Source organism: Streptomyces sp. TOM-9 (assembly GCF_056858595.1).
This window is the reverse complement of record NZ_JBXEQB010000001.1, coordinates 3635536-3656192: the sequence shown is the minus strand read 5'-3', so window position 1 is coordinate 3656192 and position 20657 is coordinate 3635536. Positions and strand designations below refer to the sequence as shown.

The 20657-nt window shown below is 71.8% G+C and carries 14 protein-coding genes; 13 read left to right on the top strand and 1 reads right to left on the bottom strand.

Features of this window, described 5'->3' with window-relative positions:
- Positions 1 to 27: 27 nt before the first annotated feature.
- From mreC to obgE, 12 genes are all read left to right on the top strand, one after another.
- Positions 28 to 975: a rod shape-determining protein MreC gene (mreC, locus tag AC1VWI_RS17080; RefSeq protein ID WP_499511876.1), complete on the top strand. Its 948-nt coding sequence runs from the start codon at positions 28 to 30 to the stop codon at positions 973 to 975.
- Entirely contained in the window at positions 972 to 1580 is a 609-nt protein-coding gene (gene mreD / locus AC1VWI_RS17075; RefSeq protein WP_499511875.1) for a rod shape-determining protein MreD, read from the top strand. Before mreC ends, mreD begins: the two co-directional genes overlap by 4 nt.
- Before the next feature lie 85 nt (positions 1581 to 1665).
- The gene (gene mrdA / locus AC1VWI_RS17070; RefSeq protein WP_499511874.1) at positions 1666 to 3876 is read left to right on the top strand and encodes a penicillin-binding protein 2; all 2211 of its coding nucleotides are present in this window, start codon (positions 1666 to 1668) and stop codon (positions 3874 to 3876) included.
- Positions 3873 to 5069 (top strand): rod shape-determining protein RodA, encoded by a 1197-nt coding sequence (gene rodA, locus AC1VWI_RS17065; RefSeq protein ID WP_499511873.1) that lies wholly within the window; start codon positions 3873 to 3875, stop codon positions 5067 to 5069. Before mrdA ends, rodA begins: the two co-directional genes overlap by 4 nt.
- Positions 5070 to 5129: 60 nt before the next feature.
- The gene (locus AC1VWI_RS17060; RefSeq protein ID WP_499511872.1) at positions 5130 to 6665 is read left to right on the top strand and encodes a CYTH and CHAD domain-containing protein; all 1536 of its coding nucleotides are present in this window, start codon (positions 5130 to 5132) and stop codon (positions 6663 to 6665) included.
- A 148-nt stretch (positions 6666 to 6813) separates the two neighbouring features.
- Positions 6814 to 8739 (top strand): TIGR03960 family B12-binding radical SAM protein, encoded by a 1926-nt coding sequence (locus tag AC1VWI_RS17055; RefSeq protein ID WP_499511871.1) that lies wholly within the window; start codon positions 6814 to 6816, stop codon positions 8737 to 8739.
- A 155-nt stretch (positions 8740 to 8894) separates the two neighbouring features.
- Positions 8895 to 9371, top strand: coding sequence for a hypothetical protein (locus tag AC1VWI_RS17050; protein ID WP_499511870.1), 477 nt, complete (start codon positions 8895 to 8897; stop codon positions 9369 to 9371).
- 529 nt (positions 9372 to 9900) lie between these two features.
- A complete protein-coding gene (locus AC1VWI_RS17045; RefSeq protein WP_499511869.1) occupies positions 9901 to 10674 on the top strand; it encodes a TIGR03936 family radical SAM-associated protein in 774 nt (257 codons plus the stop codon).
- 218 nt (positions 10675 to 10892) lie between these two features.
- Positions 10893 to 15014: an Rne/Rng family ribonuclease gene (locus AC1VWI_RS17040; RefSeq protein ID WP_499511868.1), complete on the top strand. Its 4122-nt coding sequence runs from the start codon at positions 10893 to 10895 to the stop codon at positions 15012 to 15014.
- A 232-nt stretch (positions 15015 to 15246) separates the two neighbouring features.
- Complete coding sequence (rplU, locus tag AC1VWI_RS17035) at positions 15247 to 15567, top strand: 50S ribosomal protein L21 (protein WP_018556584.1); 321 nt, start codon at positions 15247 to 15249, stop codon at positions 15565 to 15567.
- Between the two features lie 14 nt (positions 15568 to 15581).
- The gene (gene rpmA, locus AC1VWI_RS17030; protein WP_449706282.1) at positions 15582 to 15836 is read left to right on the top strand and encodes a 50S ribosomal protein L27; all 255 of its coding nucleotides are present in this window, start codon (positions 15582 to 15584) and stop codon (positions 15834 to 15836) included.
- Between the two features lie 115 nt (positions 15837 to 15951).
- Positions 15952 to 17391, top strand: coding sequence for a GTPase ObgE (gene obgE / locus AC1VWI_RS17025; RefSeq protein WP_499511867.1), 1440 nt, complete (start codon positions 15952 to 15954; stop codon positions 17389 to 17391).
- Between the two features lie 98 nt (positions 17392 to 17489).
- Here the strand turns inward: obgE and AC1VWI_RS17020 are convergent, their stop codons facing one another.
- Positions 17490 to 18506, bottom strand: a complete 1017-nt coding sequence (locus AC1VWI_RS17020; protein WP_499511866.1) for a CDP-alcohol phosphatidyltransferase family protein — start codon at positions 18504 to 18506, stop codon at positions 17490 to 17492.
- A gap of 460 nt (positions 18507 to 18966) precedes the next feature.
- Between AC1VWI_RS17020 and AC1VWI_RS17015 the strand changes: the two genes are divergently transcribed.
- Positions 18967 to 20613, top strand: coding sequence for a glycosyltransferase family 2 protein (locus tag AC1VWI_RS17015; protein ID WP_499511865.1), 1647 nt, complete (start codon positions 18967 to 18969; stop codon positions 20611 to 20613).
- Positions 20614 to 20657 lie beyond the last annotated feature (44 nt).

Here is a 20657-nt window from a genome sequence, read left to right as displayed (position 1 = left end):
TGACGAGGAAGGCACGGACTGGCCCCCGTGAGGGACACACGAGAGAGCCGGCTTCTGCTGGTACTGCTGGTGGCGATCGCTTTCGCGCTGATCACCGTCGACATCCGCGGCGGTGAGGACTCACCGCTCGACGGCACCCGGTCCGCCGCGGCCGCCGTCTTCGGCCCCGTCGAGGACGGGGTCGCGGCCGCGGTCGACCCGGTGGACAACGCGGTGGACGCGGTACGCGACTCCGGCGACCGCAGCAGCCGCATCAGCGAACTGGAGCGGGAGAACGCCGAGCTGAAGCAGCAGCTCGGCAGCAAGGACGTCACGCGCGAGCGCGCCCGCGAACTCGACAAGCTGCTCAAGCTCGCCGGAGCCGGTCAGTACCGGGTCAAGGGCGCGCAGGTCATCGCGATAGGAGCCGCCCAGGGCTTCTCCTGGACGGTCACCATCGACTCCGGCGCCAACGACGGCATCCAGCGCGACATGACGGTCGTCAACGGTGACGGCCTGGTCGGCCGGGTCACCACCGTCGGCCCCTCCACCTCGACCGTCCTGCTCGCCTGCGACCCGGACTTCACGGTCGGCACCCGGCTGGAGAAGTCCTCCGAGCTCGGCTTCGCCACCGGCCAGGGCAACCGGCCGATGCGGGTGCAGCTCCTCAACGGCAAGGCCCACGTGAAGAAGGGCTCCCGGCTGGTCACCTTCGGCTCGCAGGCGGACAAGCCCTTCGTCCCCGGCGTGCCGGTCGGCACGGTCGCCAAGGTCGACCCCGCGGGCGGCGGCCTCACCCGCACGGTCGAGGTCACCCCGTTCGTCGGCTTCACCAAGCTCGACATCGTCGGCGTCGTCGTCCAGGGCCCGCGCAAGGACCCGCGTGACTCGGTGCTGCCGGCCGGGCCGAAGCCGGTCCCGACGGTCACCGTCACGGCGACGCCCAGTGTGAGCCCCTCTCAGTCCTCGCTCTACGGACAGGAGGAGGTCCGATGAAGCGCGCGCTGCTCGCCACCGGCCTCGTCGTCGCCGGCATGGTCGTCCAGGTGTGTGTCCTGGCCCGCCTCCACCTGCCCGGCGCCGTCCCCGACCTGCTGCTGCTCGTCGTCCTCGGCCTCGCACTGACGTACGGCCACGTGGCCGGCTGCCTCATCGGCTTCGGCGCCGGCCTGCTCGCCGACCTCGCCCCGCCCGCCGACCATGCCGCGGGCCGCTACGCCCTCGTGCTGTGCGTCGTCGGCTACATCGCGGGCCTGGTCAGGCCCGACGGCGGCCAGCTGCGGTCGGCCACCCGGCCGATGCTGGTCGTGGTGGGCGCCGCCATCGGTTCCACGGTGCTGTACGCGGCCGTGGGCGCCCTCGTGGGCGACACCGCGGCGCAGCACGTCGGCCTGGGCAAGCTGCTGTTCACCGCCGCCCTGTACGACCTGCTGCTCGCGCCGTTCACCGTGCCGTGGATCATGGCACTGGCCCGCCGGTTCCAGGGCGACCCGCTCGGGGAGGACGCCTCCGGTCCCGGCTTCGGCGCACGCATCGGCGGCCAGCGTTCGAGCCTTCTGGGCAGGGTGGGGAGCGTCGCCAAGGGAGGGCGGCGCTTGTGAGCGACGCACGCGAGGCCGCCGGGCCGCGGCCGACGACGAAGCGCGCGGTGTCGTGCCGAGCGGGCGGAGAAGCGGGAGTGGCGGCGTGAGCAACATCCCTGAGACGGGGCGGACGCCGCGGGTCACGATCCGGCTGGTGGTCCTGCAGATCCTCGTCCTGTCCCTGCTGTTCACCCTCGGCGGGCGGCTGTGGTTCCTGCAGATCCGCAACGGCCAGGAGTACACGGCGCAGGCCAACAGCAACAACGTCCAGGAGGTCGTCGCGCCCGCCGTCCGCGGGTCGATCCTGGACGACAAGGGCGTGGCGCTCGCCGACAACGAGACCCGGCTGGTGGTCTCGGCGAGCCGCACCGACCTGCTGAAGCAGAAGGACGACGGCAAGGCGGTGCTGACCCGGCTCGCCGACGTGCTGCACATGAAGCCGGAAGAGGTCCTGGGCAAGGTGCGGCTCTGCGACTCGCAGACCCCCAAGCCGTGCTGGAACGGCTCGCCGTACCAGCCGATCCCGATCACCGACGAGGCCACCACCCAGCAGGCGCTGCAGATCATGGAGCGCCGTGAGGACTTCCCCGGCATCACCGCCGAGCCCACCGCGGTGCGCCGCTACACCTCCCCCTTCGGGTCCAACACCTCCCAGGTCCTCGGCTACCTCTCGCCCGTCACGGACGACGAGCTGACCGCCGCGGAGAAGAAGGGCCAGTCCCTGCTGCGTTCGGACCAGATCGGCCGTTCCGGCCTGGAGCGCACCTACGACAGCGAGCTGCGCGGCAAGGCCGGCGTCACCCGCTACGAGGTGGACAACCTCGGCCGGGTCATCGGCAAGGCGGGCGAGACCGCCGCGGAGCCCGGCAGCCACCTGGTCACCAGCATCGACGCCCGCGTCCAGAGGGTCGCCGAGAAGGAGCTCGACGAGGCGATGAAGGTCGCCCGGAAGACCTTCGACAAGGTCACCGGCAGCCTCTACAAGGCGGACTCCGGCGCGGTCGTCGTCATGGACGTGCACACCGGCCAGGTCATCGCCATGGCCAGCGCGCCCACCTACGACCCGAACGTCTGGGTCGGCGGCATCTCCGCCAAGGACTACGCCAAGCTGACGGGCAAGAAGTCCAACTTCCCCCTGCTCAACAGGGCCATACAGGGTCAGTCGGCCCCCGGCTCGACCTTCAAGGCGATCTCCACCTCGGCCGCCGTGAAGGCCGGCTACGACATCAACGGGCGCTACCCCTGCCCGTCGTCGATGACCATCGGCGGCCGGGTCTTCAACAACTTCGAAGGGGAGAGCGCGGGCTCCATCACCCTCGCCCACGCCCTGGAGATCTCCTGCGACACCGTCTTCTACGGCCTGTCGTACGACCAGTGGCTGAAGGACGGCGGCACCAAGCCCAAGAAGCACCCCAAGGACTGGTTCTACAAGACCGCCAAGGAGTACGGCCTCGGCTCGGTGACCGGCATCGACCTGCCCTCCGAGGTGACCGGCCGGATCCCGGACCGGCAGTGGAAGCGGGACTACTACGAGGCCAACAAGAACTACTGGTGCAAGGTCGCCAAGAGCGACAAGCAGGACTACGCGAGCCAGATCGCGCGCGAGAACTGCGTCGACGGCTACGTGATGCGCGCCGGTGACTCGGTCAACTACGCCATCGGCCAGGGCGACACGCTCGTCACGCCGATCCAGATGGCCAACATCTACTCGGCCATCTCCAACGGGGGCACGCTCTACCAGCCCACCATCGGCAAGGCGATCATCAGCGCCGACGGCAAGAAGGTCACCCGGATCAAGCCGAAGGTCAACGGGCACGCGCCGGCCACCAAGAACACGCTGAAGTACATCAACGAGGCCCTGGAGGGCGTCGTCACGCACGGTACGGCCGCGTGGCGGTTCGGCGGCTGGCCGCAGGACAAGATCGCCCTGCACGCCAAGACGGGTACCGCGGAGGTCGCCGGCAAGCAGACCACGTCGTGGTTCACGACGTACAGCAAGGACTACGCGATCGTCATGACGATCTCCCAGGGTGGTACCGGTTCCGGTGGTTCCGGTCCGGCCGTCCGCAAGATCTACGAGGCCATGTACGGCGTCCAGAAGGACGGGTCGATCGACAACAAGAAGGCGCTGCTCCCGCACCCCTCGAGCAAGCTCCCGAAGATCGACTCCGACGGCACGATCAAGATCACCAAGGCCTCCTGGGCCGACGTGCCGCAGGCGCCCGCCGCGCCGCGGGACACGGCGCTGGCCGCCGCCGCGCTGCCCCCGGAGCGCACCGAGAAGCTCCTGCTGGGCAGGAGGTACTGGTCATGAGCGCGCACGGCTACGCGATGCGTCGCTTCACCCCGGAACGCGGCACCCTGGGCAAGCTCCTGGCCCGGGACTCGATACTGCGCCGGATGGACTGGCTGCTGCTCGGCGCCGCCCTCGCGCTGTCCCTGATCGGTACGGCGCTGGTGTTCTCCGCGACGCGCAACCGCACCGAGCTCACCCACGGGGACCCGTACTACTTCCTGCTGCGGCACATGCTCAACACCGCGATCGGCTTCGCCCTCGCCGCCGGCACCGTGGCGCTGGGCCACCGCCGGCTGCGGGGCGCGGTGCCGGTGCTCTACGCCATCTCGGTGCTGCTGGTGACCGCGGTCCTCACCCCGCTGGGGTCCACGGTCAACGGCGCGCACGCCTGGATCGTGCTGGGTGGCGGCTTCTCCCTGCAGCCGTCCGAGTTCACCAAGATCACCATCATTCTGGGCATGGCGATGATGCTGTCCGCCCGCGTCGACGCGGGCGACCGGCTCTTCCCCGACCACCGCACGGTCGCCCAGTCGCTCGGCTTCGCCATACTGCCGATGGCGATCGTCATGCTGATGCCCGACCTCGGCTCCGTCATGGTGATGGCGGTCATCGTGCTCGGCGTGCTGCTGGCCTCCGGCGCATCCAACCGCTGGGTCCTCGGCCTGATCACGGCGGGCGCCGGCGGCGCCATCGCGGTCTGGCAGCTCGGCGTCCTGGACCAGTACCAGATCGACCGCTTCGCCGCCTTCGCCAACCCCGCCCTCGACCCCGCGGGCGTCGGCTACAACACCAACCAGGCGCGCATCGCCATCGGCTCCGGCGGGCTGCTCGGCAAGGGCCTGTTCGACGGCAGCCAGACCACCGGGCAGTTCGTGCCCGAGCAGCAGACCGACTTCGTCTTCACCGTGGCGGGGGAGGAGCTCGGCTTCGTCGGGGCGGCCCTGATCATCGTGCTGCTGGGCGTCATCATGTGGCGCGGCTGCCGCGTCGCCCGGAACGCCACCGACCTGTACGGAACGATCATCGCTGCCGGCATCGTCGCCTGGTTCGCCTTCCAGTCCTTCGAGAACATCGGCATGACCCTCGGCATCATGCCCGTGGCGGGTCTGCCGCTGCCGTTCGTCTCGTACGGCGGATCGTCGATGTTCGCGGTCTGGATCGCCATCGGGCTGCTGCAGGCCATCCACATGAAGCGGCCCATGTCGGCCTGATCCCGCCCACCGGGTGAACGCACCATTGCGGCCGGGCGAACCCGCGATTAGGTTCCTGACATGGGGAAGCGTGTCGCGGAGACCGAGCGCAAGTACGAGGCCGCCGAGCAGACCGGTGAGCCCGATCTCGAAGGCCTGCCCGGGGTCGCGGCGGTGCGCGTCCTGGAACCGGCCGAACTGGACGCCGTCTACGTCGACACCGCCGACCTGCGGCTGGCCACCCACAAGATCACGCTGCGGCGCCGCACCGGCGGCGACGACGCGGGCTGGCACCTGAAACTGCCGAGCTCACAGGCCGACACCCGCACCGAGGTGCACGCGCCCCTCGGCAAGCAGGGCCGCAAGGGCGGCCCCCGGGTCCCCAAGTCCCTGCTCGCCGAGGTCGCCGCGATCGTCCGCGACCGCGAGCTCGTCCCGGTCGTCCGGCTGCGCAACACCCGCAAGCGGGTGCACCTCGTCGACGCCGGGGGCGCACCCCTGGTGGAGATCGCCCACGACCACGTCCGGGCCACCCTCCTCGACCACGGCGACGGTGCGGAGACCGCCTGGACCGAGGTCGAGACCGAACTCATCGACGGCGACACCGCCCTCCTCGACGCCGTCGAGAAGCGGCTCCGCGCGGCGGGCCTGCGGCGCTCGAAGTCCCCCTCGAAGCTCGCCCGCGCCCTCGGGAAGCGCCTGGCCGACGCACCCGGGCCGCCGCAGCCGCCGTCCTCCACCGACACCGCCGGGGACGTCGCCCTGGCCTACGTGCACGAGCAGGTCGCCGCCATCATCGGCTGGGACCCGGAGGTCCGCCGCGACGAGCCGGACTCCGTCCACCAGATGCGGGTCTCCACCCGGCGGCTGCGCAGCGCCTTCAAGTCCTTCCGCCGCGAACTCGACCGCGAGGCGACCGACCCCGTCGGCGACGAGCTGAAGTGGCTCGCCGGGGTGCTGGGCCTGGAACGCGACCGCGAGGTCCTCGCCGACCGCCTCCGCGACCGCGAGGCCGAACTGCCGGAGGAACTCGTCACGGAGGTCCTCACCGCCCGCATCGGCGGCGACGCCCCCGTCCACGAGGGCGCCCGCAAGGAACTCCTGCGCGAACTCGGCGGCAGGCGCTACTTCCGGCTCCTGGACACCCTGGAGTCACTGCTCGCCGATCCGCCCCTGCTCGACGCGGCCGCGGCCCCCGCGGCCGACGCCGTCCCCAAGGCCGTGCGCCGCGACCACCGGCGGCTGCGCACCCGTGTCGAGTCGGCCCTGGAGATGGAACCCGGCCACGAGCGCGACCTCGTCCTCCACGACGCCCGCAAGGCCGCCAAGCGGGCCCGCTACAGCAGTGAGGCGGCCCAGGCCGTCCCGGCGCTGCGCAAGCCCGCCAAGAAGCACACCCAGCGCATGAAGGCCGTCCAGCAGCTCCTCGGCGAGCACCAGGACAGCGTCATCTGCCGCGACGCCGTGCTGCGCCTCGCCTCGGACGCCCGCGAGGCCGGCGAGGACACCTTCGCGTACGGCGTGCTCTACCAGCTCGAACGCGACCGCGCCGCCGCCGCCGAGCGGCAGCTCCCGCAGGAGTGGCCCCGGGCCGACCGCGGCACGCTGGCCGGCTGAGCCGGCTGAGCCGGCCCGGGACGGCCACCACCGCGCCGCCGCGTCCCGGAGCGCCCGGGCCCGGGCGTCGCGTGGACGCGGCCGGGAAGCCCTCTGTGACGCGTTACGCTGAATGGTCACCCTTGCCAGCTCACGAAAGACACCTCTGATGCCTGTCGAGTCGGTCTTCCCCCAGCTCGAGGCCCTGCTGCCGCATGTGCAGAAGCCGATCCAGTACGTCGGCGGGGAACTGAACTCCACCGTCAAGCCCTGGGACGAGTGCGACGTCCGTTGGTCCCTGATGTACCCGGACGCCTACGAGGTCGGGCTGCCCAACCAGGGCGTCATGATCCTCTACGAGGTGCTGAACGAGCGCGAGGGGGTCCTCGCCGAGCGCACCTACAGCGTGTGGCCGGACCTCGAGGCGCTGATGCGCGAGCACGGCGTGCCCCAGTTCACCGTGGACGCGCACCGCCCGGTCAAGGCCTTCGACGTCTTCGGCCTCAGCTTCTCCACGGAGCTCGGCTACACCAACATGCTCACGGCCCTGGACCTCGCGGGCATCCCGCTGGAGGCCCGGGACCGGACCGAGGACGACCCGATCGTGCTCGCCGGCGGCCACGCGGCCTTCAACCCGGAGCCCATCGCGGACTTCCTGGACGCCGCCGTGATCGGCGACGGCGAGCAGGCCGTCCTGGAGATCACCGACGTGATCCGCGCCTGGAAGGCCGAGGGCCGCCCCGGCGGCCGCGACGAGCTGCTGTTCCGGCTGGCCCGCACCGGCGGGGTGTACGTGCCGAAGTTCTACGACGTGGAGTACCTGGCCGACGGCCGGATCGCCCGCGTCGTCCCCAACCGCTCGGGCGTGCCGTGGCGGGTGTCCAAGCACACCGTCATGGACCTCGACGAGTGGCCGTACCCCAAGCAGCCGCTGGTCCCGCTGGCGGAGACGGTCCACGAGCGCATGTCCGTGGAGATCTTCCGCGGCTGCACCCGCGGCTGCCGCTTCTGCCAGGCCGGCATGATCACCCGCCCGGTGCGGGAGCGCAGCATCACCGGCATCGGCGAGATGGTCGACAAGGGCCTGAAGGCGACCGGTTTCGAGGAGGTCGGCCTGCTGTCGCTCTCCTCCGCCGACCACACCGAGATCGCCGAGGTGGCCAAGGGCCTCGCCGACCGGTACGAGGAGGACAAGATCGGCCTGTCCCTCCCCTCCACCCGCGTCGACGCCTTCAACATCGACCTGGCCAACGAGCTGACCCGCAACGGCCGCCGCTCCGGTCTGACCTTCGCCCCCGAGGGCGGCTCCGAGCGCATCCGCAAGGTCATCAACAAGATGGTCTCGGAGGAGGACCTGATCCGCACCGTCGCCACCGCCTACGGCAACGGCTGGCGCCAGGTGAAGCTGTACTTCATGTGCGGGCTGCCCACCGAGACCGACGAGGACGTCCTGCAGATCGCCGACATGGCGAAGAACGTCATCCAGAAGGGCCGCGAGGTCACCGGCCAGAACGACATCCGCTGCACGGTGTCGATCGGCGGGTTCGTGCCCAAGCCGCACACCCCGTTCCAGTGGGCCCCGCAGCTCGGCGTCGAGGAGACCGACGCCCGCCTGGAGAAGCTGCGCGACGCCATCCGCGGCGACCGCAAGTACGGCCGCAACATCGGCTTCCGCTACCACGACGGCAAGCCCGGCATCATCGAGGGCCTGCTCTCCCGCGGCGACCGCCGCGTCGGCGCCGTCATCCGCGCCGTCTACGAGGACGGCGGCCGCTTCGACGGCTGGCGCGAGCACTTCTCCTACGACCGCTGGGCCCGCATGTGCGAGAAGGCGCTCCCTGAGCAGGGCGTCGACCTCGACTGGTACACCACCCGGGAGCGCACCTACGAGGAGGTCCTGCCCTGGGACCACCTGGACTCCGGTCTGGACAAGGACTGGCTCTGGGAGGACTGGCAGGACGCCCTCGACGAGACCGAGGTCGACGACTGCCGCTGGACGCCGTGCTTCGATTGCGGGGTGTGTCCCCAGATGGACACCCACATCCAGATCGGCCCGACGGGGAAGAAGCTGCTCCCGTTGACCGTCGTGAAGTAGCCCGTCGTGGAGACGAGGCCCCCCGCCGGACGGCGGGGGGCCTTCGTGCGTACGGGGGAGCGGAACGGCCGTCAGACCGGCGTCGCCGCGCGGCGGTTGACCCCCACGTCGGCGGGCGGGAGGGGAAGATGCGCTTCCGGGCGTACCGTTCGGGCATGCAGGAACGGGGGAATGCCGGTGGGTACGGCGAGAGCGGGGACGGCTGCCTGGCGGTGGCGATCAGGATGCCGGTGCGGATCGTCGCGCTGGTGGTGGTCCTTCCGCTGCGCATGGCGTGGGACGCCCTGACGGTTGCGGGCCGGGCGCTGGGCCGCGCCGGGGGATGGCTGGGCCGGGTGCTGGTGGTCGCCCCCGCGCCGGCGCTGTGGCGGTATGTGCTGGTGCCGGCCGGGCGGGCCGTGCCGTGGCGTGGGTGGTCGCCGTGCTGGTCGTGTTGCCGGTGGTGGCGCTGTGGCGGTACGTGCTCGTCCCGCTGGGGCGGGCGGGGGGCGGTGTGGGCGGTCCGGGTGCTGCTGGTGGTGCCCTTGGCGGCGCTGTACGCCCGTGTCCTGGTGCCGCTGGCCGCCGGGGTGGCGTGGCTGGCCCGGTGGGCGGTCGGGGTCCTCGTGGTGGTTCCGGTGGTCGCGGTGTAGCGCCACGTCCTGGTGCCGCTGGCGGTGGCGGTGGCGTGGCTGGTGCGGTCGGTGGTCGTGGCCCCGTTGCGCTTCCTGTGGGGCAGGGTGCTCGTGCCGGTCGCCCGGGAGGTGCGGGACGCACTGTTGGTGGGCTGGCGCGTGGCGGGGTACGTGTCAAGGGTCGTGGGGCGGGCGCTGAAGTGGCTGGTCACCGCGGTTCTGGTGGTTCACGCCGGTTGGGTGTGGCGCACCCTCGTGCTGCCCGTGTGGCGACCGGTGCGGCGGGTGGCGGCCGAGGCGGGCCGGGCGGTGCGCGACGCGCTGGCCACCGTGCGGGAGACCGTGCGCGGGATGCGCGCCGATCTGCGGAGGGCGTTGACCGGCGCGCCGCGGCCGGTGGAGCGCGGCGGCGCCGTGGGGAACCGGAAGGCCGGAACCCCCAGTAACCTGGAAGGCACAAGCAACCCCGTCCGGGGTGACCAGACGTACGAAGGACTGAACGACACTGGGCAAGCGACAGCCCGAAGGCCCGCCGCCCGCACCCGCGGTGCAGCGCATTCGACTGCGCTACACCAAGCGCGGCCGCCTCCGGTTCACCAGCCACCGCGACTTCCAGCGCGCATTCGAGCGGGCTCTGCGCCGCGCCGGGGTGCCCATGGCCTACTCGGCGGGTTTCACCCCGCACCCCAAGGTGTCGTACGCCAACGCCGCACCCACCGGCGTCGGAAGCGAGGCCGAGTACCTGGAGATCGCGCTCGCGGAGGCACGTGAGCCGGAGAAGCTGCGCCTGCTGCTGGACGAGTCACTGCCGGCCGGTCTCGACGTGGTCGAGGCCGTCGAGGCCCGCACGTCGGGGCTCGCCGAGCGGCTGGAAGCGTCCGTGTGGCAGCTGCGGCTGGACGGTGTGGAGCACGCCGAGGCCGAGCGGGCCGTGGCCGCGTTCCTCGCCGCCGGGACCGTCGAGGTCCAGCGGATGACGAAGAACGGCGTGCGGACTTTCGACGCGCGCGAGGCAGTGACCCGGCTCGAAGCGGTCGATCCGCAGGTGGCCGGGGCCCAGGACGGCATTCTCGAACGGGATGCCGATAGGCCGACACCAGGAGCTTGTGCGATACTGCGGCTGGTTGTTCGGCATGTGACACCTGCTGTACGACCCGACGACGTCCTGTCCGGCCTCCGCGCGGTGGCCGACCTCGCGCCGCCGGTCCCCGCTGCGGTGACCAGGCTGGCGCAGGGGCCGCTCGATGAGGAGACCGGCACGGTGAACGATCCGCTCGCGCCTGACCGCGATGTCGCGGCGGCGCCGGAGGGATCCGCCTAGGACCGTCGTCGTTGTGCGGCCGACGCATCCGGGGAAACCCGGGTCCGGCAGCACACATCAGACGAGACTTTCGTCGGTCCGTCATTGCGGTGCCGACGAGCTACACGACAGTTCCCGTGTGGCGCCCGCGCCCCCGGGCGGCGGCCCCGCTGAGACGCGGGCCGCCGCGTACCGGACCAGGACGCGGCGCCCGGGAACGCGACGGGAGAAATGCCCGCATGCTCGAGACCAACGAGCCGAACGAGGCGCCCGAGAACGGCGCCACCGAAGCCGCCTCCGGCGGCACCGACACCGAGGCGACGGTCGCCCCGCGCCGCCGTCGCCGCGCGGCCAGCCGCCCCGCGGGACCGCCCGCGGCCGGCGAGGCCGGTCAGGACGTGACGTCCGGCGCCCCCGCTGGGGCCGCCGAGCCGCCGGCCATACCGGCCGAGGCCCCATCCGCCGATTCCGAGACCGAACCCGCCCCCGCGCGCACCCGGCGCCGGGCGACCCGCAAGTCCTCCGCCCCGGAGCCGGCCCCGGCCGGGTCCGCCGAGGAGGCGGCCGAGGCCGCCCCCGCCCCGGCCCGTCGCCGCGCGACGCGCAAGGCCACCGCTCCTGCGGCCGCCCCCGAGGCCCCCGCCGCGGTGACCCCTGCCGAGGAGACCCCTTCGACCGAGACCTCCGGGGCCGAGCAGGCCGAGCAGCCTGCGGCTCCGGCGCGTACCCGGCGCCGTGCCACGCGCAAGGTGACCAGCCCCGAGCCGGTCCAGGCCGAGGCGGAGTCCGGTCCCGCGGCCGCCGCCGACACGCAGGCGAAGGAACTCCAGGCCGACCTGCCGCTGCACGCCGAGGCCGCCCCGGAGGCGGAGCAGGCCGAGCAGCCTGCGGCTCCGGCCCGTAGCCGGCGCCGTGCGACGCGCAAGGTGACCAGCCCCGAGCCGGCCCCGGCCCCGGCCGAGGACGTGCCCGCGGCCGCGGCCGCCGCCGACGCACCCGCGAAGGCCCTGCAGGAGGAGCCCGCGGAGAAGCCGAAGCGGGGCAGGGCCGAGAAGCCCCAGGCCGAGAAGTCCAGGACGACCCGCTCGCGGCGGCGTACCGCTCCGGCCGCATCCTTCCTCGCCGCCGACGACGGCTCCCGCCGTCTGAAGCCGGGCGCTCTCGCGCCGCGTGACGAGGCGGGGGCCCAGGCCGGGGGCGAGGCCGCCGAGGGCGCCGCCCCTGAGCAGCGCGCCTACACCGCCAAGGCCGTCCCGGACGGCTCCGGCTGGGCCGTCGAGGTCGAGGACGCCTACGAGATCCGCGGCTACGGCGACACCGTCGAGGAGGCCCGCGTCGCCGCGGTCGCGGCCGTCGCGGAGGCGTTCGGCGTCCCCGCGGACACGATCGTCATCGAGGTCCAGGAGGCGCAGGGCGCCGAGCCCGCCGCGGTCCCCGAGGCCGAGGCCGCCCCTGAGGCCGAGCCCGAGGCGGAGCCCGCCCCCGCGCGCGGCCGCCGCCGGGTCGTACGGCCGCCCATGGCCGTGTTCCAGGCTCCGGTGTTCCAGGCCCCCGGTGTGGTGCAGGCGGAGCAGCCCGCCGAGCGCGAGGAGCAGGAGGAGCCCGAGGCGGACGAGTACGCCGCCGAGACCGGTGGGCGCCGTCGCCGTCGCCGCCGGCGCGGGGAGGCCGTGGAGGCCGCGGAGGCCGCGGAGGCGGTCGTGACCGAGCACGCCCCCGAGGAGCCCGAGGCCGCGCAGGAGGACGAGGCGGAGGCCGAAGGCGAGGAGTTCGAGGCCGACGAGCACGAGGGTGAGGGCGGCGAGCGGCCGTCCCGCCGTCGCCGCCGCGGTGGCCGCCGCCGTCGTCGCGGCGAGGCCCTCGACGGCGAGGAGGGCACGGTCGGCGAGGACGAGGAGGGCGAGGACGCCGGGGACGAGTCCGAGGAGGACGAGGAGTCGGCCGAGAGCAGCACCAGCCGCCGCCGTCGCCGTCGCCGCCGCCGTGGTGGCGAGGGGACGGCCGAGGAGAGCCTGGGCGAGGACGCACCGGAGCGCACGGTCGTCAAGATCCGTGAGCCGCGCAAGACGGCCGAGCCGGTCGACGAGGTGCAGTCCATCAAGGGCTCCACCCGTCTGGAGGCCAAGAAGCAGCGGCGCCGCGAGGGCCGCGAGCAGGGCCGCCGGCGTGTGCCGATCATCACCGAGGCCGAGTTCCTGGCCCGCCGTGAGGCGGTCGAGCGCGTCATGGTCGTCCGTGAGAACGGCGACCGGACGCAGATCGGCGTGCTGGAGGACGGCGTCCTCGTCGAGCACTACGTCAACAAGGAGCAGGCCACCTCCTACGTCGGCAACGTCTACCTGGGCAAGGTCCAGAACGTGCTGCCGTCCATGGAGGCCGCGTTCGTCGACATCGGCAAGGGCCGCAACGCGGTGCTGTACGCCGGTGAGGTCAACTTCGAGGCGCTGGGCATGGGCAACGGCCCGCGGCGCATCGAGGCGGCCCTCAAGTCCGGCCAGTCGGTGCTGGTCCAGGTCACGAAGGACCCGATCGGCCACAAGGGCGCCCGCCTGACCAGCCAGGTCTCGCTGCCCGGCCGCTACCTGGTCTACGTGCCCGAGGGCTCGATGACCGGTATCAGCCGCAAGCTGCCCGACACCGAGCGCGCCCGGCTGAAGCAGATCCTCAAGAAGATCGTCCCCGAGGACGCGGGCGTCATCGTGCGCACCGCCGCCGAGGGTGCGAGCGAGGACGAGTTGCGCCGTGACGTCGAGCGGCTGCAGTCGCAGTGGGAGGACATCCAGAAGAAGGCCAAGAGCGGCAACGCCCCGTCGCTGCTCTACGGCGAGCCGGACATGACCGTCCGGGTCGTCCGCGACATCTTCAACGAGGACTTCGGCAAGGTCATCGTCAGCGGCGACACCGCCTGGGAGACCATCCACGGCTACGTCTCGCACGTCGCGCCGGACCTGGCCGAGCGGCTGGGCCGCTGGACCTCCGAGGTCGACGTCTTCGCCACGTACCGGATCGACGAGCAGCTGCTGAAGGCGCTGGACCGCAAGGTCTGGCTGCCGAGCGGCGGTTCGCTGGTGATCGACCGGACCGAGGCGATGGTCGTCATCGACGTCAACACCGGCAAGTTCACCGGCCAGGGCGGCAACCTGGAGGAGACGGTCACCAGGAACAACCTGGAGGCGGCCGAGGAGATCGTGCGCCAGCTGCGGCTGCGCGACCTGGGCGGCATCATCGTGATCGACTTCATCGACATGGTGCTGGAGTCCAACCGCGACCTGGTCATGCGCCGGCTGCTGGAGTGCCTGGGCCGGGACCGCACCAAGCACCAGGTGGCCGAGGTCACCTCGCTGGGCCTGGTCCAGATGACCCGCAAGCGGGTCGGCCAGGGCCTGCTGGAGTCCTTCTCCGAGACCTGCGTGCACTGCAACGGCCGCGGCGTCATCGTCCACATGGACCAGGCCACGGCGGCCGGTGGCGGCGGCAAGCGCAAGCGCCGTCGTGGCGGCGCGGCGGAGGAGCCGGCGGTCGCGGAGACCGCCGCCCTGACCGAGGCCGAGGAGGCCGCGGAGGAGGTTCCCGAGCTGGAGCCGGTCGCGGTCACCGAGGCCGAGCTGGTGCCCGCCATCGGCGGGGACGAGGACTGGTACGGCAGCCCGGCCGAGGCCGAGGCGGCGGCGGGCCGGCGTTCCCGGCGGCGCGCCTCGCGGCGGGTCACCGCCCCGGTGAGCTCGCCGGACGCCACGGCCGAGATCGTCACCGTCGTCCCGTCGGTCGCCCCGGTCACCGAGCCCCAGGCGGCGGAGGCCGCGACGGCCACCGCCCCCGAGGCGCCCGCCGTCGTGGGCATCGCCGAGGCGGTGCAGGAGCCCGCCGCACCGGTCCGTGGTCGGCGCCGGGCGACCCGCAAGGCCACCGCGCCGAGCGCCCCCGCCGGTGAGGCCGCCACCGTGGTCGTCCCCGCGGCGGAGCCGGCCGTTCCGGCCCCGGCCCCCGAGCCGGAGCCGGTGGCGAAGGTCCAGGCGCCGGCCGCGCCGGTGCGCCGTCGCGCCACGCGCAGGGTGTCCGCCCCCGCGGGCGCGCCGTCCGCCGGCGAGGAGGCCGCGGTCGTGGTCGTCCCCGGCACCGAGGCGCAGCCGGAGGAGACCCCGGCGGCCGAGGCGGGGACGGAGGCCGTCGAGGCCGGGCAGGCGGAGCCGAAGAAGCGGGCCGCGCGCAAGACGGCCGCGAAGAAGGCTCCGGCGAAGAAGGCCGCCGCGAAGAAGACGGTCGCCAAGAAGACCGCCACCAAGAAGACGGTGGCCAAGAAGACGACGGCGAAGAAGGCCGCCGCCAAGGCCACGGCCGAGGCGCCCACCGAGGCGTCCTGACCCGGGGTCACCGTCCGCGGGCCGTTCCCCACCGGGGGACGGCCCGCGGTGCGTACGGGGTCGCGCAGGCGCCGGTTTGACCCCATCGGGGACGCCCCGTAACCTTGACCTTCGGCGTTTTGACGCCCATTCCTGAGCATCTTCCTACCGGCCACGGCCGGCAGAGGCCCCCCAGCACCGCAGGGACGGCTGGCGTCAGGAGTGACGATCCGAGCGAGAGAGTGAGTTCCGCGTGTACGCAATCGTGCGCAGCGGTGGCCGCCAGCACAAGGTGGCCGTCGGCGACATCGTCGAGGTTGACAAGATTTCCACTGGCAAGGTTGGCGATGCGGTCGAGCTCTCGACGCTCCTCGTCGTCGACGGCGACGCCGTCACCAGCGACCCGTGGGTGCTGGCCGGGATCAAGGTCCAGGCCGAGATCGTGGACCACCACAAGGGCCAGAAGATCGACATCCTGCGGTACAAGAACAAGACCGGCTACCGCCGTCGTCAGGGTCACCGTCAGCAGTACACGGCCCTGAAGATCACCGGCATCCCCGCCGCTGCGAAGTAAGGGACTGAGGAGAGATGGCACACAAGAAGGGCGCATCGTCCACCCGGAACGGTCGCGACTCCAACGCCCAGCGGCTCGGCGTCAAGCGCTTCGGCGGCCAGGTCGTGAACGCCGGTGAGATCATCGTCCGCCAGCGCGGCACCCACTTCCACCCCGGCTCGGGCGTCGGCCGTGGCAAGGACGACACGCTGTTCGCCCTCGCCGCCGGTGCGGTCGAGTTCGGCACCAGCCGTGGTCGCAAGGTCGTGAACATCGTCCCGGTCGCCTGATCGGCCGCGATACGACTTCACCGAGGGCGGACCCTGTTTCCCGGACCGGGAAGCAGGTCCGCCCTCGGCGCGTTAACCCACAGACATTCCCGTACGCATCTGGAGGAACATCCGCATGACCACCTTCGTGGACCGCGTCGAGCTGCACGTCGCCGCGGGTAACGGGGGCCATGGCTGCGCCTCCGTGCACCGGGAGAAGTTCAAGCCGCTGGGCGGCCCGGACGGCGGCAACGGCGGCCGTGGCGGCGATGTGACGCTGGTCGTCGACCAGTCGGTCACCACGCTCATCGAGTACCACCACCACCCGCACCGCAAGGCCACCAACGGCAAGCCCGGCGAGGGCGGCAACCGTTCCGGCAAGGAGGGCACGGACCTGGTCCTGCCCGTCCCGGACGGCACCGTCGTCATGGACGGGCACGGCAACGTGCTCGCGGACCTCGTCGGCCACGGCACCACCTTCATCGCCGGCCAGGGCGGCCGCGGCGGCCTCGGCAACGCGGCGCTGGCCTCGGCGCGCCGCAAGGCGCCGGGGTTCGCGCTGCTGGGTGAGCCCGGTCAGAGCCGGGACCTCGTCCTGGAGCTGAAGACGGTCGCCGACGTGGCGCTGGTCGGTTACCCGAGCGCGGGCAAGTCCTCGCTCATCTCCGTGCTCTCGGCGGCCAAGCCGAAGATCGCGGACTACCCCTTCACCACGCTCGTCCCCAACCTGGGTGTGGTCACGGCCGGTTCGACGGTCTTCACCGTCGCCGACGTCCCCGGGCTCATCCCGGGCGCCAGCGAGGGACGCGGCCTGGGCCTGGAGTTCCTGCGGCACGTCGAGCGCTGCAGCGTCCTGGTGCACGTCCTGGACACCGCCACCCTGGAGTCCGAGCGCGACCCGCTGAGCGACCTCGACATCATCGAGGCGGAACTGCGGGCGTACGGCGGTCTCGAGGACCGTCCGCGGATCGTCGTCCTCAACAAGGTCGACATCCCCGACGGCCAGGACCTCGCCGACATGGTCCGCCCCGACCTCGAGGCGCGCGGCTACCGGGTCTTCGAGGTGTCGGCGGTGGCCCACAAGGGCCTCAACGAACTGTCCTACGCCCTCGCCGGCATCGTGGCCGAGGCGCGCGCCGCCCAGCCGGTCCAGGAGGCCACCCGTATCGTCATCCGGCCCAAGGCCGTGGACGACGCCGGCTTCACCGTCACTGCCGAGGACGGCTTCTACCGCGTCCGCGGTGAGAAGCCCGAACGCTGGGTGCGCCAGACCGACTTCGCCAACGACGAGGCCGTCGGCTACCTCGCCGACCGGCTCGCCCGCCTCGGTGTCGAGGAGCAGCTGGTCAAGGCCGGCGCCCGGGAGGGCGACGAGGTCGTCATCGGCGCCGAGGACGACGCCGTGGTCTTCGACTGGGAGCCGTCGGTGGCGGCCGGCGCGGAGATGCTCGGACGCCGCGGCGAGGACCACCGCTTCGACGAGCCCCGGCCGGCTGCGCAGCGCCGCAAGGACCGGGACGCCGAACGGGACGACGTCCAGAAGGAGTTCGAGGGTTTCGACCCGTTCGATTCCTGAGCCGCGGCGACAACGCACAAGGGCCGGCCCCCCTCGATGAGGGGGGCCGGCCCTTGTCGTGCGCGTTCGGCCTCCGAGGGGGCCGTCCGGCGGATGGGTCAGCTCATGGACGCGTGCAGGGGTGCGGTGCCGTCGTTCCCGGCGTTCGACCGGTCGTCCTCGCCGAGGCGGGCCATCACACGCTCGAAGTCGCGGGTGGAGAGCAGCAGCTTGTAGATGATGGCGAACTCGAAGAGCAGCAGCAGCACGGCCGCGGCGATGGTGGTGCCGATGACGGCGCCGGTCAGTGGCGCGATGATGAACACCGCCATCTGGAACTCGATGCCGCTGATGAGGTGCGGCCGCACACGGTGCCGGATCAGGAAGTCGCGGAAGGCCCCGTAGGAGGCGAAGCGCTTCTTGAAGCTCTGCTGGAGGTCGATGACCGGTGCCTGACCGCCGGCGGGCTCGCCCTGGGCACCGGCCTCGGCCGTCACGGTCTGGGTGGTGGCGGGCACGGCATCGCGCTGGGCGGGGACGAGGCCCTTCGGCGTCTCGTCGCCGGCCTCCTCCTCGCGGAGCAGGTCCTCCATGAACCGCAGGGACTGGTTCGAGCGCACCTCGGACTGGCGCTGCTGGAGCTTCTTCCGCATGCCGGCGCGGACCTTGAAGATCTGCAGTGCGTCGAGGTACCGCAGGGCGTCGAGGAAGATGACGGCGAGGGCGAGCCACATGTAGATGGAGTCACCGGTGCGGTAGAACTGACCGCCCATGAGGGCTCCGGCGCAGCACACCACGCGCACGCGGTCGAAGATGTAGTCCAGCCAGCCGCCGAACTCCGAACCCTTGCCGGTGAGGCGGGCCAGCTTCCCGTCCATGCAGTCGAGGATGAAGCTGAAGTGGTAGAGGACCGCGCCCAGGATCAGCCACTTCCAGTCGGCCAGCGCGAAGCAGGCCGCCGCCCCGAGGCCCAGCAGGAGCGCGCCCCAGGTGATCTGGTTCGGGGTGAGACGGGTCCGCATGGCCGTCCAGCGCACCAAGGGCGTCGCCACCGGGTCGACCAGGAATACGGTCCACCAGGCGTCCCGCTTTTTCTCGGTGAGGCGACGTACTTCCGCGAGGGGCGGTATTTCCATGAAAGAGGACCCTTTCGAGGCGAATGGTGCATCCAGGCGCCACGGCCTGATCAAATGGACGGTGGGCGGGCGCGTGCCGACGGCACCGGCGCGGCAGGGCTCGCCCCTGTTCCGGCGGACCGCGACGGGTCCGCTCGTAATACCATACAGGGTTTGACCAAAGAGATCTGCTGTGGATTCCCGGTCGTCACCGGCGGATGTGCGTCGGGTTCGCCTGTCAAGATGGCGGAAGTCGGAAGGATGTGTGGCGTGGGCCACAGCCGCGATGTCGCGATATGGAGGCGCTCTCGGGACTCCGCTGCGCCAGGCTATCCTGGGTGATTCGGGCCTCGCCTCCCATCAGGTACGGGCGGGGCCGTCGTGAACGCCGGTGTGAACGCGTCTTCAGGGACGACGGGAACGGTTCCGCGCATGCGGGCGGCGGCGGTTCCGCAGATGAGTTCCCTGCCCTGGAGGTTTGATGTCCCGGCGTGCCGACGCTGATCCCTCGATCACCGTGGTCGTGCCCGCGTACAACGCGGCGGAGACAGTGGCCAGAACACTCGATTCGCTCGTGGCGCAGACCTTTCGAGATTTCGAGGTCGTCGTCGTGGACGACGCCTCGAACGACACGACCTGCGATGTGGCGCAGAATTACGCGGACCGCCTTCCGGGGTTGCGTTTCGTGCGGCGCGAGAAGAACAGTGGCGGCGTGGGCGCGCCGCGCAACGACGGTGTCCGGGCGGCGCGCGGCACGTACGTGATGTTCCTGGACTCCGACGACGAGCTGCCGGCCGAGGCCTGCGAAGTCCTGGTCGAGGGTGCCCGGAAGGCCGGTGCGGACATCACGTCCGGCCAGACCCTGCGGGTCAACCACGGACGGGGCAGCGTCAAGCCCTGGCAGCCCGAGCTGTACGCCGCCGAGCGGAGCGTGGCCGGCATCGGCGAATGGGTGGAGTTGCTGAACGACCCGATCGCGGCGGCGAAGCTCTATAAACGCGACTTCCTGGTCGACAATGACATCTTCTTCCCCGAGGGTCTCTTCTACGAGGACACCTATTTCTCGGTCAAGGCCTACCACCTGGCCCGAGGGATATCCGTTCTGCCCGTGCCGGTCTATCACTGGATCTGGGAGGATCGCCAGGGAGCGGGTGCATCCATCACCAATCGGCGCAATGAGATCAGAAGCGTCAGGGACCGGATAGCGGTGCACCGTCTCGCGGACGCCTATCTACGCGAAAGCGGCGCCCTGGAACTCAAACTGCACAAAGACCTCAAATTCCTCAGACATGACACGCGGCTGTACATGAAGGAACTCCGTCACGCGGACGCCGAGTACCGAGCGGAATTCTCGGACCTCGTCTCCGGATACCTGGCGGCGGAGGTGGAGGAGGCGGCTTTTTCCCGTAGTGCCCCTCTCGACCGGGTCAGGTCCTTCTACCTGCGGCACGGGCTGATCGACGCGGCCCTGACCGTGGCCGACTTCGAGCAGCGGCGCGGCGTGCTGTCGACCGATCTCCTCCTCGAGGACGGCCGGGTGTACTGGTCCGCGGCGCACCTGGACCTCCCGCAGGCGCGGGTGTTCCTGGACGTGACCGAGCTCGGGCTCCACGGCGAGACCTTCGAGAATTCACGGATGTTCAACCGGGCCACCTCGGTGGAGGTGGTGGGCAGGCAACTGCGGATCACCGGTGAGATCCCGAACCAGTTCGGCCACATCGGATCGGCGGACCGTCTGGACCTGATCGCCCTTACACGCTCCAAGGGGCGCGGACGGCGGGACGCGGGGCGGATCTCCGAGGTCCGGGTGAGCTCCGGCGTCATCACGTACGAGGGGACGCTGGGCTTGCGCGGGCTGTTCGCCGACTTCCCCGACGATGAGGCGCTGAACCTCCAGGTGCGCCTGGAGTGGCAGGGCCGCAAGCACACCACCGCCGTGAGCGTCCGCGGCCTCGACCTCGGCGGGCTGAACGCGGCGCTGCGTGCGACGGCGGTCGAGGCTTACGGGACGGCCAGCGGGAACCTGGCCTTCCGGCGGGCGGCCGTCGCAGGCGGCAAGCGTCCGGCGCGGTCGGGATGGCGCGGCGTGAAGGATCGGCTGCTGGGCTCCGGCCACCGGGAGGGGTGACCCCAGGCGGGGCGCTCCGCGGATCGCCGCCGGGGCGGCGCTCG